Source organism: Burkholderia sp. GbtcB21 (assembly GCF_019091065.1).
Classification (GTDB): domain Bacteria; phylum Pseudomonadota; class Gammaproteobacteria; order Burkholderiales; family Burkholderiaceae; genus Burkholderia; species Burkholderia pyrrocinia_C.
The window spans coordinates 411,851-427,644 of record NZ_JAGXKA010000001.1; the positions used below are offsets into that span (position 1 = coordinate 411,851).

General features: G+C 66.9%; 11 protein-coding genes and 1 pseudogene. 6 read left to right on the plus strand and 6 right to left on the minus strand.

Annotated elements, in window-relative coordinates; translation table 11 throughout:
- Positions 1–83: 83 nt before the first annotated feature.
- A complete protein-coding gene (locus KVT39_RS01745) occupies positions 84–1,526 on the plus strand; it encodes a sialidase family protein (RefSeq protein WP_034180155.1) in 1,443 nt (480 codons plus the stop codon).
- Between the two features lie 60 nt (positions 1,527–1,586).
- Here the strand turns inward: KVT39_RS01745 and adhP are convergent, their stop codons facing one another.
- Positions 1,587–2,615, minus strand: coding sequence for an alcohol dehydrogenase AdhP (adhP, locus tag KVT39_RS01750; protein WP_034180156.1), 1,029 nt, complete (start codon positions 2,613–2,615; stop codon positions 1,587–1,589).
- Between the two features lie 453 nt (positions 2,616–3,068).
- Between adhP and KVT39_RS01755 the strand changes: the two genes are divergently transcribed.
- Both KVT39_RS01755 and otsA read left to right on the plus strand, forming a co-directional pair.
- On the plus strand, positions 3,069–5,147 hold the full coding sequence (locus KVT39_RS01755) for a TonB-dependent receptor (RefSeq protein ID WP_243712444.1): 2,079 nt from the start codon (positions 3,069–3,071) through the stop codon (positions 5,145–5,147).
- A gap of 309 nt (positions 5,148–5,456) precedes the next feature.
- Positions 5,457–6,863 carry an alpha,alpha-trehalose-phosphate synthase (UDP-forming) gene (gene otsA / locus KVT39_RS01760; protein ID WP_034180159.1) on the plus strand — a complete coding sequence of 469 codons (1,407 nt, stop codon included), beginning with the start codon at positions 5,457–5,459 and terminating at the stop codon, positions 6,861–6,863.
- Between the two features lie 6 nt (positions 6,864–6,869).
- Here the strand turns inward: otsA and KVT39_RS01765 are convergent, their stop codons facing one another.
- Positions 6,870–7,337 carry an OsmC family protein gene (locus tag KVT39_RS01765; protein WP_034180160.1) on the minus strand — a complete coding sequence of 156 codons (468 nt, stop codon included), beginning with the start codon at positions 7,335–7,337 and terminating at the stop codon, positions 6,870–6,872.
- 83 nt (positions 7,338–7,420) lie between these two features.
- Entirely contained in the window at positions 7,421–9,394 is a 1,974-nt protein-coding gene (gene ftsH / locus KVT39_RS01770; protein WP_105391922.1) for an ATP-dependent zinc metalloprotease FtsH, read from the minus strand.
- A 472-nt stretch (positions 9,395–9,866) separates the two neighbouring features.
- Here ftsH and KVT39_RS01775 point away from each other — a divergent pair, with 472 nt between their 5' ends.
- Positions 9,867–11,531, plus strand: a complete 1,665-nt coding sequence (locus KVT39_RS01775; RefSeq protein WP_034180162.1) for an acid phosphatase — start codon at positions 9,867–9,869, stop codon at positions 11,529–11,531.
- Positions 11,532–11,823: 292 nt separating this feature from the next.
- On the opposite strand, the gene KVT39_RS01780 is transcribed toward KVT39_RS01775, so the two are convergent.
- Entirely contained in the window at positions 11,824–13,689 is a 1,866-nt protein-coding gene (locus KVT39_RS01780) for a phosphoenolpyruvate carboxykinase (GTP) (protein WP_131948943.1), read from the minus strand.
- Between the two features lie 55 nt (positions 13,690–13,744).
- On the opposite strand from KVT39_RS01780, the gene KVT39_RS01785 reads away from it, so the two are divergent.
- Entirely contained in the window at positions 13,745–14,164 is a 420-nt protein-coding gene (locus KVT39_RS01785) for a hypothetical protein (protein WP_165948150.1), read from the plus strand.
- Positions 14,165–14,216: 52 nt separating this feature from the next.
- On the opposite strand, the pseudogene KVT39_RS01790 reads toward KVT39_RS01785, so the two are convergent.
- A pseudogene (locus KVT39_RS01790) lies at positions 14,217–14,438 on the minus strand (SDR family oxidoreductase); the annotation flags it as partial.
- 107 nt (positions 14,439–14,545) lie between these two features.
- Between KVT39_RS01790 and KVT39_RS01795 the strand changes: the two are divergent.
- Positions 14,546–15,091: a hypothetical protein gene (locus KVT39_RS01795; protein WP_146120865.1), complete on the plus strand. Its 546-nt coding sequence runs from the start codon at positions 14,546–14,548 to the stop codon at positions 15,089–15,091.
- Between the two features lie 271 nt (positions 15,092–15,362).
- Here KVT39_RS01795 and KVT39_RS01800 read toward each other — a convergent pair whose 3' ends face one another.
- Positions 15,363–15,761, minus strand: a complete 399-nt coding sequence (locus tag KVT39_RS01800; RefSeq protein WP_034180925.1) for a nuclear transport factor 2 family protein — start codon at positions 15,759–15,761, stop codon at positions 15,363–15,365.
- Positions 15,762–15,794: the final 33 nt, after the last annotated feature.

The following is a 15,794-nucleotide window of genomic DNA, read 5'->3' on the forward strand; positions in this document are numbered from 1 at the left end:
CGGCGGCCTGTGCCGCCGCGCATCGGCTCGCGCTGCCTCGTTCCGCCGCACCATCGCGGCCGCACGTCAACGAGGAGCAGTCCATGCGACGCACTATCGTGTCCCACCCGCTTTTCACCTGCCTGCCCGCCGTGATGGCGCTGGCCTGTGCCGCCGCGCACGCCGATCCCGTGCTCGTGTCCGGCCCCAGTCCATACGCCGCCTGCACCATAGGCGGGCCCGGCACCGTCTATGTGAATGCCGAGGTCGAACCCTGGCTTTCGGTCAATCCGGCAAACCCGACGAACATGATCGGCGTGTGGCAGCAGGACCGCTGGTCGAACGGCGGCGCGCACGGGCTCGTCGCCGGTTATACGTTCGACGGCGGCGCGACCTGGGCGCGGACGACTCAGCCGTTCAGCGCGTGCGCGCCGGGCGGGCTCAAGTACGAGCGCGCGTCCGACCCATGGGTGTCCTTCGGCCCGGACGGCACCGCGTATTCGGTATCGATCTCGTTCAACCAGTCGAACAACAGCAACGCGGTCGCGGCATCGGTATCGGCCGACGGCGGGCAGACGTGGAGCAGCCCCGCATTGCTGATGGCGGACAACGAACCGACCACGCAGTTCTTCAACGACAAGGAATCGGTGACGGCGAACCCGGTGAAGGCCGGCACCGCATACGCGGTATGGGACCGCCTCGAACTGCCGAACGGCAATCCGTACGCGAACCTGCATACGCAGGCGTTCCGCGGGCCGACGCTGTTCTCGAAGACGACCGACGGCGGCAAGACCTGGAGCAAGGCGAAGGTCATCGTCCACGTGCCGTCGCGCCAGCAGACGATCGGCAACCAGATCGTCGTCGATCCGAAAAGCGGCACGCTGTACGATTTCTTCAACCTGATCCAGCCGCCGTTCAGCAAGGCCGCGGGCAAGGTCGCGTTCATCAAGTCGACCGACGACGGCGCAACCTGGACGCAGCCGCAGGTGATCGCGGGGCTGCAGACGGTCGGCGTGACGGACCCGAACACCGGCGAACCCGTGCGCACCGGCGACATCATTCCCGAGCCCGCGATCGATCCCGCATCGGGCCAGCTATACGTCGTATGGCAGGACAGCCGCTTCAACGGCGGCAAGTACGACGAGGTCGCGCTATCGACGTCGAAGGACGGCGGCGCATCCTGGAGCGCGCCGCTGCAGATCAACACGCCGACCGGCCGGCCGGCCTTCAATCCGTCGGTGCGCGTCGACAACGCGGGAGCCGTGATGGTCACCCACTACGACTTCCGCGACCTGCTGGCCGGGAACACGACGACGCTGCCGACGGGCTTCTGGCGCAAGATCTCGCACGACGGCGGCGCCACGTTCAGCGACGAGCGGCGCGTCGGCGGACCGTTCGACATGAAGCTCGCGCCGAACGCGGAAGGCTTCTTCATCGGCGACTACCAGGGCCTCGACGTCGGCCCGTCGTCGTCGTTCCATCCGTTCTTCGTCCAGACCAGCGCGGGCAACCTGACGAACCGCACGGACGTGTTCTTCGCCCAATGATGTGAACCAGGCTGCACGGCCGCCGTCGCGACGTGATCCGTCGCGCGGCGGCCGCGCGCGTCACTGCATCTCGGTCAGCACGATGCGCCCGTCGACCTTGCCTTCGCGCAACTTCGCGAACACGTCGTTGATGTTGCCGAGCCGGTCGCGATGGATATGCGCGCGCACCAGGCCGTCGGCCGCGAAGTCGAGCGATTCCTGCAGATCGCGGCGCGTGCCGACGATCGAGCCGCGCACGGTGATGCCGTTCAGCACCGTCGAGAAGATCGGCAACGGGAAATCGCCGGGCGGCAGCCCGTTGAGCGCGACCGTGCCGCCGCGCCGCACCATCCCGAGCGCCTGCGCGAACGCGCTGCGCGACACCGCCGTGACCAGCACGCCGTGCGCACCGCCGATCTCTTTCTGGATCACCTTCGCCGGATCGTCGACCGATGCGTCGATCGTCAGTTCCGCGCCGAGCTGCCGCGCGAGCGCGAGCTTGTCGGGCGAAATGTCGATCGCGGCGACGTGCAGGCCCATCGCGCGTGCATATTGCACCGCCACGTGCCCGAGGCCGCCGACGCCGGAGATCGCGAGCCACTGGCCCGGGCGCGTATCGGTGACGCGAATGCCCTTGTAGACGGTCACGCCCGCGCACAGGATCGGCGCGATCTCGTCGAACGCGACCTTCGCCGGCAGATGGCCGACGTAGTCGGGATCGGCGAGCACGTATTCCGCGTAGCTGCCGTTCACCGAATAGCCGGTGTTCTGCTGGTCGTGGCACAGCGTTTCCCAGCCCGTATAGCAGTACTCGCAATGGCCGCAGGCCTTGTAGAGCCACGGCACGCCGACGCGGTCGCCCTCGCGCACGTGCGTGACGCCCGCGCCGACCGCCGCGACGATGCCCACGCCTTCATGCCCCGGAATGAACGGCAGCGACGGCTTCACGGGCCAGTCGCCGTCGGCCGCGTGCAGATCGGTATGGCAGACGCCCGTCGCCTTGATGTTGACGAGGATCTGGCCGGGGCCCGGCGTCGGCACGGGCACTTCCTCGATACGCAACGGTTCGCCGAATGCGTGCACCACGGCCGCTTTCATGGTTTGCGTCATGCGTCGCTCCTGTCTGGTCGATGAGCGATCCAGTATCCGGTTTCGGAATCGGAGGACGTTGATACGTATCAACGCGATGCGCGCCATCCGCAAATCGCGGCTGCTTCATCGCGCCGCACGGCGGCGCGACGCGGTCGGGCGCGCGGCGCTTCGCTCCACGCCGTGCCGGTCGCACTCGCAGGCGATCTTCGGCCGGAACGCCTTCCGCTCGAACCGATATTTCGACGACCAGACGGAAGTCGTACGCTCCGCTGACATCCGGCTTGGAATTTGAAATGATATAACATATCATTTCGCGTGCTCGTCCGCCTGACGCCTTTCCTCCCGGGTGGCCGAGCGTCGCCGAGCCATGTTCCAACGGGTCACCGCGCGTCGTTGACGCAACAATATATCGTATCCAGCCGTGACCCGTATCGCTCGTTATCCGATCCGATTCCAACCGATTCACCGACCATGCGCGACCTCCCTCGTCTACCGCTTCGCCCGCTTTCGCCCCTTTCGCTGATGCTGCTCGCCGCCGCCGCGCACGCGCAGACCGATGCACCCGCCGCGTCGGGCACGCCTTCGGCTACCGCGCTCGCGCCGATCTTCGTGACCGCGAACCCGCTCGGCGATACCGAGCTGATCTCGCCGACCGTCCAGCTTTCCGGCGACGCGCTGACGCGCCGCCAGGCCGATTCGCTCGGCGAAACGCTGAACGGGCTGCCCGGCGTGTCGACCACCACCTACGGGCCGATGGTCGGCCGCCCGATCATCCGCGGCATGGACGGCGACCGGATCCGGCTGCTGCAGAACGGCGTCGCGTCCTACGACGCGTCGTCGCTGTCGTACGACCATGCGGTACCGCAGGATCCGCTGTCGATCGAACGCGTCGAGATCGTGCGCGGCCCGGCCGCGCTGCTGTACGGCGGCAACGCGGTGGGCGGCGTCGTCAACACGATCGACAACCGGATTCCGCGCGAAGCGATCGAAGGCGTGACGGGTGCGCTCGACGCGCGCTACGGCGGCGCGAATTCCGTGCGCGCGGGTGCCGCGCAGGTCGAAGGCGGCAACGGCCGCTTCGCGTTCCACGTCGACGCGTTCGACCGCGAAACGAGCAAGCTGCGGATTCCCGGCTACGCACGCAGCAGCGCACAACGCGCGATCGACGGCCCCGATACGCCGCAGCCGGAAGGCAGCGTGCCGAACAGCGACGGCCGCGTGCACGGCGGCGCGGTGGGCGCGTCGTACACGTGGGCGGACGGCTTCGCGGGCCTGTCGTACAGCGGCTACGAATCGAACTACGGCTCCGTCGCGGAGAGCGACGTGCGGCTGCGGATGCGCCAGGAACGCCTCGCGCTCGCGTCCGAGGTGCGCAACCTGAGCGGGCCGTTCACGAAGCTGAAATTCGACTTCGCGTACACCGACTATCGCCACAAGGAAGTCGACAACGGCGAGACGGCGACCACCTTCCGCAACCGCGGCTACGAGGCGCGCATCGAGGCGCGGCATCGCAGGATCGGCCCGTTCGAAGGCGCGATCGGCGTGCAGTTCGGCCAGAACACGTTTTCCGCGCTCGGCGACGAGACGCTCGTGCCGTCCACCCGCACCAACAGCGTCGCGCTGTTCGGCCTCGAGGAATGGCAGGTCGTCCCGGCGCTGAAGCTGTCTCTCGGTGGCCGCTTCGAGCACGTGAAGGTCGACCCCGATCCGGCCGGCGTCGAGAAATTCGCGGGTGCGCAGCCGCGCGATTTCAATGCGGGCAGCCTGTCGGCCGGCGCGCTGTTTTCGCTGACGCCCGTGTGGTCGGTCGCGGCGAACGTCGCGTACACCGAACGCGCGCCGACCTTCTACGAGCTGTATTCGAACGGCCCGCACGATGCGACCGGCCAGTTCCTGATCGGCAACCCGAACGCGTCGAAGGAAAAGGCCGTGTCGACCGACCTGTCGCTGCGCTATGCGAGCGGCCCGAACCGCGGCAGCGTTGGCGTGTTCTACAACCGCTTCTCGAACTACCTGACCGAGTACAACACCGGCCGCGTCGTGAACGACGACGGCGAGCCCGTCGCGCCCGGCGCCGACGGCTCGCTGAACGAAGCGATCTATCGCGGCGTGCGCGCCGAGTTCTACGGCATCGAGCTGGACGGCAAATGGCGCGCGTTCTCGCGGCGCGGCCATACGGTCGACCTGGAACTGACGGCCGACTACACGCACGCGCGCAACGTCGACACGGGCCAGCCGCTGCCGCGCATCGCGCCGCTGCGCGCGACGCTCGCGGCCGACTACGGTTACGGCCCGTTCGGCGCGCGTGCGCAGGTCACGCACGCGTGGTCGCAGCATCGCGTGCCCGACAACGACTTCTCGACGGACGGCTACACGTCGCTCGGCGTGATGCTGACCTACAAGTTCCGCGTCGGCGCGACGCACTGGCTCGCGTACCTGCGCGGCGACAACCTGACGAACCAGGAAATCCGCTATTCGACTTCGGTCGTGCGCGGCTTCGCGCCCGAAGGCGGCCGCAGCGTGATGGCCGGGTTGCGCACTACGTTCTGAGTGCCGTGCGGCCCGCCGGAACTTGCGCACGCGGCGTTCGCCCGCACAAGTTCCGGCCCCGCCCGTCGCGAGATGCAGCGCACATCGTGCGGCATCTCGCCGTTTCCCCTGCGCCGACGCAGACTTTTAAAACTGGCGAATGACGAGTATCCTAAAAAAAGCACTCCCCGTTCGGACGGCGAATCGCGTGCCCTGATTCCCGTCCGATCGCATTGCGGCCCCATCGCATCGCGCGCAGCGCGCCGATGGCGGCGTCCGCTTCGCGCCCCGGCCGCACGAACCTTCCCCCAACAATCGTCAGGAGAGCTGGTGAGCCGACTCGTCGTCGTATCCAATCGCATCGCAGATCCCCGTAAAGCCGCGGCCGGCGGCCTCGCCGTCGCCGTGAAGGACAGCCTGCAGGAAACCGGCGGCGTCTGGTTCGGCTGGAGCGGCAGGCTACGCGGCGCCGACGATCAGCCCTCGCACGGCGAAGAGGTGCAGATCCAGAACGTCGGCGGGATCCAACTCGCGACGATCGACCTCGACCCGCAGGACTACGACGCTTACTACCTCGGCTATTCGAACAACGTGCTGTGGCCGGTGTTCCACTATCGGCTCGATCTCGCGCAGTTCGACCGGCGCTTCGCCGACGGCTACCGGCGCGTGAACCAGCTGTTCGCGCGCAAGCTGCGCACGCTGCTGCGCCCCGACGACGTCGTCTGGGTGCACGACTACCAGCTGATACCGCTCGCCGCCGAACTGCGCGCGATGGGCTGCACGAATCCGATCGGCTTCTTCCTGCATATCCCGATGCCGCCGCCGCCGATCATGGCCGCGATCCCCGAACACGAATGGCTGATGCGCTCGCTGTTCGCGTACGACCTCGTCGGCTTCCAGACCGAATCGGATCTGCTCCACTTCGAGCATTACGTCGAAGCGGAAGCCGGCGCCGCGCGGCTGCCGGATGGCCGCCTGCGCGCGTTCGGCCGCACGCTGTCGGCCGGCGCGTTTCCGATCGGCATCAACGTCGACGAGTTCGAGTCGCTCGCCCGCGATCGCGACGGCATCGACATGTTCGACCGGATGCGCGATGAATATTCGCGCCGCCAGTTGCTGGTCGGCGTCGACCGGCTCGACTACACGAAGGGGCTGCCGCAGCGCGTGCATGCGTTCCGCCAGTTGCTCGAGCAGTATCCGGAGAACCGCAACCGCGCGACGCTGATCCAGATCGCCGCGCCGAGCCGCGAGGATCTGGGCGCATACGACGACCTGCGGCGCGAGATGGACAGCCTGTGCGGCGCGATCAACGGCGACTACGGCGAACTCGAATGGATGCCGATGCGCTACATTCACCGCACCGTCGCGCGCAAGCGCTTGCCGGGCCTGTATCGCGCGAGCCGCGTCGCGCTCGTCACGCCGCTGCGCGACGGGATGAACCTCGTCGCGAAGGAATTCCTCGCCGCGCAGGACGCGGCCGACCCGGGCGTGCTCGTGCTGTCGCGCTTCGCGGGTGCGGCCGAGCAATTGAAGCCGGCGCTGCTCGTCAATCCGTACGACACGCAAGGCACCGCGCAGGCGATCCAGCGCGCGCTCGCGATGCCGCTCGAAGAACGCCGCCAGCGCCACTCCGCGCTGATGGCGATCGTGCGCAAGACCGACGTGCACTGGTGGCGCACACGGTTTCTCGAAGCGCTCGCCGAAGCGGCCGAAGTCGCGGCGGCCACCGAGCACTGACCGCACTCACATATCCGTCGCCGCGTATTCGAGCGCCGCGCCGTTCACGTCGCACACATCGACCGAGATCGGGATGCCCGCACGTATGCTCTCGGTCACCACGCAATACGCATCGAACTGATCGAGCACGCGCGTCGCCGCCGCGAGATCGGCCCACGTCTTGCCGATCGACAGCCGCACGGCCATCGCGCCCACGCGCACCCTGCCCGCTTCGTTCTGCGCCATGTCGACGTCGATTCGCGCGGTGACCGGCTCCGGATCGACATGCTGCCGGTTCAGCGCGAACAGCAGGCTCGCCGCGAGACAGCTCGCGACCGACGCGGCAAGCAGCCGGATCGGGTTCGGCCCGCGCCCGTCGCCGAGCGGCGGCGGTTCATCGATGAGCACCGGCGACAACGTCGTGCCGGCAAACGTGACTTCGAAGCCGAATCGCGCCTGCTGCGCGACTTCGACCGATACGTGCGCCTCGCTCATGGCGACTCCGTAGCTGGAAAGAGGGATAGGAATTCCGGCGCATCGCCGCATCGACACGCGCCGGCCGCAGGATTGCGGCGCGTTCAGCGCTCGGGTTCGCGCGGCGGCCCGTACGCGACGAAATCGCGCTCGACTGCCGACGCCTGCTCCGGCGCGAGCGCGTCGCCGCGCGGACCGGCTTCATCACCGGGTGCCGTCGTTGTGGACGACGGTTCGATGCGCCCGTCGATCAGCGCCTGCAGCGCGTCGCGTTCGAGCACCTCGCATTGCAGCAGCCGTCGCGCGATGCGTTCGAGCGCATCGCGCCCTTCGCCGAGCGTCGCCGCGACCCGCGCATGCGCGTCGGCCAGCAGCGCGTGCACCTCGTCGTCGATCATCCGTGCCGTGTGCTCGCTGCAGCGTCCGGCGCCCGCATGCCATGCGCCGGGCATGCCCTGGCGTGCATCGCCGTCGTCGAACGTCGCGAGCCCGATCTTCTCGCTCATCCCGTACTGCATGACCATGTGGCGCGCCATCGCGGTCGCGCGCTCGAGATCGTTCTGCGCGCCCGTCGACACGTCACCGAACACGAGCTCTTCGGCGACGCGCCCGCCAAGCAGCGCGTCGATCCGGTCGAGCAGCTCGCTCCTGCGCAGCACGTAGCGATCCTCGGTCGGCACCTGCTGCGTATAGCCGAGCGCGGCGACGCCGCGCGGAATGATCGACACCTTCTTCACCGGATCGCAGTGCGCGCGGCTTTCCGCGACGAGCGCGTGGCCGGCCTCGTGATACGCGATGGTCAGCTTCTCCTGCTCGTTCATCACGCGACTCTTGCGCTCGAGGCCCGTCAATGCGCGATCGATCGCCTCGTCGAAGTCGGCCATGCCGATCGCCGGCTTGCCGAGTTCGGCCGCATGCAGCGCGGCCTCGTTGACGACGTTCGCGAGATCGGCGCCGACGAAGCCCGGCGTGCGCGATGCGAGTTCGCCGAGATCGACCTCGGCCGCGAGCTTCACGTGCTTCACGTGCACGCCGAGGATCTGCCGGCGGCCATTCACGTCGGGCCGGTCGATCGCGATGTGGCGATCGAAGCGGCCCGGCCGCAGCAGCGCGGGATCGAGAATCTCCGGCCGGTTCGTCGCGGCCATGATGATCACGCCGGAGCCGGCCTGGAAGCCGTCCATCTCGACGAGCAGCTGGTTGAGCGTCTGCTCGCGTTCGTCGTTGCCCGACATCGGGCCGACGCCGCGCACCTTGCCGAGCGCATCGAGTTCGTCGACGAACACGATGCACGGCGCCTTCTGCTGGGCCTGCTCGAACAGGTCGCGCACACGCGCGGCGCCGACGCCGACGAACATCTCGACGAACGCCGAGCCGCTGATCGAGAAGAACGGCACCGCCGCCTCGCCGGCCACCGCGCGCGCGAGCAGCGTCTTGCCGGTGCCCGGCGCGCCGACCACGAGCACGCCCTTCGGAATCTTGCCGCCGAGCCGCTGGTAGCGGTCGGGGTTGCGCAGGAACGAGACGAGCTGCTGCAGCTCGGCCTTCGCTTCGTCGATGCCCGCGATATCGTCGAACGTGATGCCGGTTTCCTGCTGCACGTACACGCGCGCGCGGCTCTTGCCCATCCCGGTGAAATCCTGCAGCCCGCCGCGCCTGCGCAGCATCATGTTCCACACGAACACGAACAGCACGAGCGGCAGCAGCCACGAGGCAAGCGACGCGATCCAGCTCGTGTCGGGCGTGCCGTGATAGCGGATGCCGGCGGCGGTCAGCGTGTCGGTCAGGTGCTCGTCGGTCACGCGGTTGGTCGTGAAGCGCCACGGCGCGCCGGCCTGCTGTACGGCCGCGGCTTCGGACGCCGGCAGCATCGTGCCGGCCTGCGGCATCTTCAACGTGCCCGTGATCGACGCGGGGCCGACCTCGAGATCGTCGACTAGCCGCGCGGCGACAAGCTGGTGGAAATCGCTGTACGCAATCGGCGCCGAAGCCGGGTGCAGCATCAGCAACTGCGCGGCGAACAGCACGAAGAAGCCCGCCGCGATCAGCAATCCCGGGTAGTCGAATTTCTTGTCCATGGTATCGAGCCTGCCGCACGCGCGGTGCGGCGCGCACTCACTCGGACAACCGCACGCGACCGGCGTACGGCATCGGCAGCCATGCGGAAACGGCATCCATCCGAGCCATCGTCGCCTCGCTGTGTCGCCTCGCCTCGTCGCCTCGATGACGCCGCGGCGGCGCCGTCGGCCGGCACCGTCGGGCGATCGTCGCCCGGGCGGCACGCCGCGACGCGCCGCCCCTGAATTCAGTCTAGCTCGCGCGCGGGCGTCGCGCATCGCCCGCCGCACGAGTCGAATCGTCCGACAAACACCTTTCGTCGGCGGCGCCCGCCGCGTTATAGTCGCGTTCATGACATTTGTGTGACAGTTGCATCGCACCTGCTTTTGCGCGACGCCGGCCGTTGCTGTCCGTTTCGCATCGCGGCAGCCCGAGCGACGCGGCCGCGTATCGATCCACACCGCCAACCTGCTCATTCGAGGAGCCCACGACGTGACCGACACCCCCGATCGCCCCGACGACCTTCCCGCCGATCCCGACCGCCGCCGCGTACTCGGCGGCCTCGCCGCGCTCGGTGCCGGTGTCGCGCTCGGCGGCTGTGAAACCACGCCGGGCAGCGCGCCGCGCTCCGCCGCCGACCTGCGCATCGACGAAGCATTGCGCCAGCGCGTGCGCCACATCGTCGTGATCTATGCGGAAAACCGCAGCTTCGCGAACCTGTACGGCGATTTCCCGGGCGTGCGCCATCCGTTGAGCGAGGTGCGGCCCGAGCACGCGCAGCAGCTCGACCGCGACGGCAAGACGCCGCTGCCCGTGCTGCCGAAGATCTGGGGCGGGCTCGTGCCGCAGGCGCAGGAAGTGGACGGCAAGCGCTACGCGATCGCCGAGCGCGATATCGACAAGCTGCCGAACGCGCCGTTCCGGATCGCCGACGCGCAGGGCAAGCCGCTGCCGAACGGCGTGATCACGCGCGACCTGTGGCACCGCTTCTACCAGAACCAGATGCAGATCGCGGCCGGCCGCAACAACCAGTTCGCCGCCTGGGCCGATTCGGGCGGCCTCGTGATGGGCCATTACCGCAATTCGGCCGACACGCTGCGGCTGTGGAATCTCGCGCGCCAGTACACGCTGTGCGACAACTTCTTCATGGCGGCCTTCGGCGGTTCGTGGCTGAACCACATGTTCCTGATTTCCGCGCAGCCGCCGCTGTATCCGGACGCGCACAAGCATCCGCAGGCGGCGAAGCTGCTGTCGAAGGTCGAAGGCGACGATCCGGCCGGCACACGTCTCGCGCTCGCCGCCGATTCGCCGGCATCCGCGCTCGACGGCCCGCCGAAGTTCGCGGGAGACGGCCCGCTGACGCCCGACGGCTACGGCGTAAACACGATGGCGCCGCCGTACCAGCCGAGCTATGTGCCGCCGCCCGACCCGGGCAATGCCGCGTATGCCGATCCGGGCGACCATCGCGTGCTGCCGCCGCAGGGCTACGCGACGATCGGCGATCGCCTGTCGGAGAAGAACATCGACTGGGCGTGGTACAGCGGTGCGTGGCAATACGCGCTCGAGCATCGCGACACGGGCACCGTGCCCGATTTCCAGTACCACCACCAGCCGTTCAACTACTTCCGCAACTACGCGCCGGGTACCGCTGCGCGCCAGCGGCACCTGCGTGATGCAGGGCTCGGCGACGATGCGTCGACGAACCGCTTCATCGCCGACATCGATGCGGGGCGCCTGCCGGCTGTCACGTTCTACAAGCCGCAGGGCAACCTGAACATGCACGCGGGTTACGCGGACATCGAATCGGGCGACCGCCACATCGCGACCGTGATCGATCATATCCGGCGCGGTCCGCAATGGGACAACACCGTGATCGTGATGACGCACGACGAGAACGGCGGCTGGTGGGATCACGTCGCGCCGCCGGTCGGCGACCGCTGGGGGCCGGGCTCGCGGATTCCGGCACTCGTGATCTCGCCGTTCGCGAAGAAGGGCTTCGTCGATCACACACTGTACGACACGAACTCGATTCTGCGCTTCATCAGCCGCGTGCACGGGCTCGCACCGCTCGACGGCGTGGCCGCGCGCAACAACGCGTTCGCCGCGCGCGGCGAGACGCCGCCGGGCGATCTCACGAACGCGCTCGATCTCGGCTGACGGCGGGTTGGTCGCCTAGCCGGTTCACCGTTTCACCGCTTGAAACGACGACGCCCCGGGCAATGCGATCGATTGCCCGGGGCGTCGTTCATTTCAGGCGACGCTACGCGGCGCTGCGTAATGCGTCGCGCGCCGCGTGCGCGGCGCATGTCCGTCGTGGACAGGCCCGCCGCGTCGCATTTCGCGAGATGCGGATGGAGAAACGGCATCGATGCAAAAACGTCCCGCCGCCGGCGATGGAAGCCGGCGGCGGGACGTCAAGGTCGATGCATCGATGGGCCGATGCGGATCGTCAGCCGCCGAGGCGCTGTTCGATTTTCTTCATCGTATCGGTCATTTCAGCCGGCAAGCGCAGCTTCAGCATGTCGAACAGCGCCGCGTGCAGTTTCAGCTCCTCGCGCCATTCGTCGGCGTTCATCGACGTCACCGCGGCGAACTGCTCGCGCGTGAAATCGAGCCCGTCCCAGTGCAGGTCTTCATAAGCGGGCGACACGCCGAACGCATGTTCGCCGCCGCCGCCGGTGCCTTCGAGACGATCGAGCATCCACTTCAGCACGCGCATGTTCTCGCCGAAGCCAGGCCAGACGAACTTGCCGTTCGCGTCCTTGCGGAACCAGTTCACGCAGTAGATCTTCGGCAACGTGGCGCCCGCGCCTTCGAGCTGCTTGCCGAGCTTCAGCCAGTGCGCGAAATAATCGCTGACGTTATAGCCGCAGAACGGCAGCATCGCGAACGGGTCGCGGCGCACGATGCCCTGCTGGCCGACTGCCGCGGCGGTCGTCTCCGAGCCCATCGTCGCGGCCATATACACGCCTTCGACCCAGTCGCGCGCCTCGGTCACGAGCGGTACCGTCGTCGAGCGGCGGCCGCCGAAGATGAACGCGTCGATCGGCACGCCGGCCGGGTTCTCCCAGTCCGCGTCGATCGACGGGCACTGCGCGGCCGGCGCCGTAAAGCGCGAATTCGGATGCGCGGCCTTGCGGCCCGTTTCCTTGCCGATTTCGGGCGTCCACGGGTTGCCCTGCCAGTCGGTCAGCTTCGCGGGCGGCGTGTCGGTCAGCCCTTCCCACCACACGTCGCCGTCTTCCGTCAGCGCGACGTTCGTGAAGATCACGTTTTCCTTCAGCGTCGAGATCGCGTTCGGGTTGGTCTTCACGCCGGTGCCCGGCGCGACGCCGAAGAAGCCGGCTTCCGGGTTGATCGCATACAGGCGGCCGTCACGGCCCGGTTTCAGCCACGCGATGTCGTCGCCGATCGTCGTGACCTTCCAGCCGTCGAAGCCCTGCGGCGGGATCAGCATCGCGAAGTTGGTCTTGCCGCACGCGGACGGGAACGCGGCCGCGACGTGATACTTCTTGCCGGCCGGCGACGTCACGCCGAGGATCAGCATGTGCTCGGCGAGCCAGCCCTGGTCGCGGCCCATCGTCGACGCGATGCGCAGTGCGAAGCACTTCTTGCCGAGCAGCGCGTTGCCGCCGTAGCCCGAACCGAAGCTCCAGATCTCGCGCGTCTCGGGGAAATGCACGATGTACTTGGCCGGGTTGCACGGCCACCGCACGTCTTGCTCGCCCGCTTCGAGCGGATGGCCGACGCTGTGCACGCACGGCACGAACTCGCCGTCCTCGCCCAGCACGTCGTACACGTCGCGGCCCATGCGCGTCATGATCCGCATGTTCACCACAACGTACGGGCTGTCGGACAGTTCGACGCCGACGTGCGCGATCGGCGAGCCGAGCGGGCCCATCGAAAACGGCACCACGTACAGCGTGCGGCCGCGCATCGAGCCGCGGAACAGCTCGTCGAGCGTCTCGCGCATTTCGGCGGGCGCGACCCAGTTGTTGGTCGGGCCGACGTCGTCGCGCGATTCCGCGCAGATGAACGTGCGGTCTTCGACACGTGCAACGTCGGACGGATCGGATTGCGCGAGATACGAGTTCGGGCGCTTCGCCGGGTTCAGGCGCGTAAGCGTGCCCTGGTCGACCATCGCCTGGCACAGCGCGTCGTATTCCTCCTGCGAACCGTCACACCACACGACGCGATCGGGCTCCGTGAGCGCCGCAATGCGCGACACCCAGTCGATCAGCTTGCGATGCTTGACGAAAGCCGGCGGAGCGATCAGCGGGCCGTGCGTTGCTTCGGCCAGATTGTTTTGCGACATGGGGATGTCTCCAGATTATTGGACGGGAATGGGGGATGCGGGGTGAACCCGCCAGATGGGAAATGCGATCGGAATGCAGGACGCAGCAACGCGCAACGCGGGGCACGCGAGCTGTGCGCGTGTCGATGCCGCGATGCGGGCGAGAGGATGTGATGTCTCGTTAGAAGATGCGAACGCGAGTTTCGCCATGCCAGCAACCTGCCTTACAACTTCCATGCCGGCCAGCATACCATCGCCGTTATCGAGCGGGCGTTGCGTTGCAACAAGAAACAACTGTCACGACGTGCAGGCACATGTGTTGCAGGAAAGTCATTTCGACTGCGTCGACGCGATCGCTGCCGGGGACGAAACGCGGGGAACGTCCGTCGGACAAGCGTTTGGCGAAAGCGGCAAGTTCGGCCCGCCGGTTGCGCGGATGAAAATTGCACATGCGCGCCCGGCGAATTCTCGTTTTCGCTACTCAGGCAAACCCTGAATTAGGTTGCGTACACAAACATCGTGCTCCAACGCGTGATGTACGCCACTGCTCAAAACGGCGCCCCCGGCAATCCGGGGTAATACGCGCCCGCCGCCATCCCGCCGTCGACGGCCAGTTCGGCACCGTTGCAATACGACGCTTCGTCGCTCGCGAGGAGCAGCGTCGCGCGTGCGATCTCGTCGGGCAGGCCGACGCGCTGCAGCGGCACGTTCGCATAGTGGTTGTTGATCTCCTCGAGCGGCGCGCCGGCCGGGTTCGACATCGCGGTGTTCGCGCCGGCCGCCGGCCTGAAGCAGACCAACACGCATCCGGGCATTCAGTCGAGACCAGGCACACGGGGCCTGATAGTATCGGCGACCATTACGATACGAGGCTTGTATGCCGACATCCTATCGATTCATTGCCGATCCAGTAGACAGTGAAATTGTGCTGACATGGTTTCGGGAATTGGACGATCGACCTCGCGAAGTGGTAACGCCACATCAAACAGTTCTGCATTTTTCCAGTTCCGGAGCACTGCAATACACAGAGGACGGCTCCGTCAACGCGGAAAAATCGCCAATCGTCACGATCCGCCTTCCTCGAACCGTACGCGGAACCCTCTGGACGGTCGGGGAAGTGCATTTCAGATCGAGCGCACTTCGCCGCCTCTATCCTGCCCTGTATCGCATCAATCGGTCTTTTCTGGGATGGTTAAACACCTATCAATGCGTCTATTCACCGAATGATCGAGACAATCGGTATAGCTACTACTTCGAAGGGACGGTGAGAAACCAGACTTCTCCGGTATTTGCATTCCCTTCCGGCATGGAGGCGCTTGGCGCCGGGCGCTATTTCGTCAGCGCCGGCGATAACGATGTTGTGCTGGACCGGGTATGTAAGGCGCTGAGGTTGCGTGGGATCGATTTCGATCGAGGCAGCTAAGACTCGGCGTGATTCAGATGTCGCGAACGGTAGTTTGAGTGTACGTTTGCGCGTCCGTGGATTGCCGCCCGTTCCAATCCTCCAATGTTGACGGCAGGCTCCAAGATCACCCAGGCATCCCGCCTCATCCCAAAACGCTTGCCCCCAGCCGGACATCCGCCACCTGCGAATGTTCGACGTCACGCGGACAAGCTCCCCGCAGACGCCAGCCCTCGATATCGAGCGACATTCGTCGCAGGGTGCCACCCGTTACGGGCCCCCATCGCCTCGGCTACGCGTACTTGTCCCCGACCGTACTGCGAATCGGATGCGTGTCGTAGACGATGATCATCCGTTCGATGAGCCCCGCGACGTCGAATTCGAACACGTCGACGCACTCGAAGCGCACCGAGGAACCGTCTTTCAGGCCCCAGTCGTAGATGAAATAACCCGTCGCGCGTCGAGCTCCGGTCGCGCTGACGCAGATATCGATTGGTGTAATCTTGCTCTCTCCCGATGCGGCAGCGACCTTCGAAAAGAACGGCTCAGCGTGCATCCAGCCGAGAAACGGCGAGAAAATCAGGGCCTCCGGCGCGAACAACGCACAGATGGCGCCAACATCACCTCGCTCCAGTTCCCGGAGGTAGGCGCGAACCCGTTGCGGGTATGGTGATTCCGGCGTTGAGTTCAAAATTTTCCTCCGATCGTTCGTTGATAACCCGTC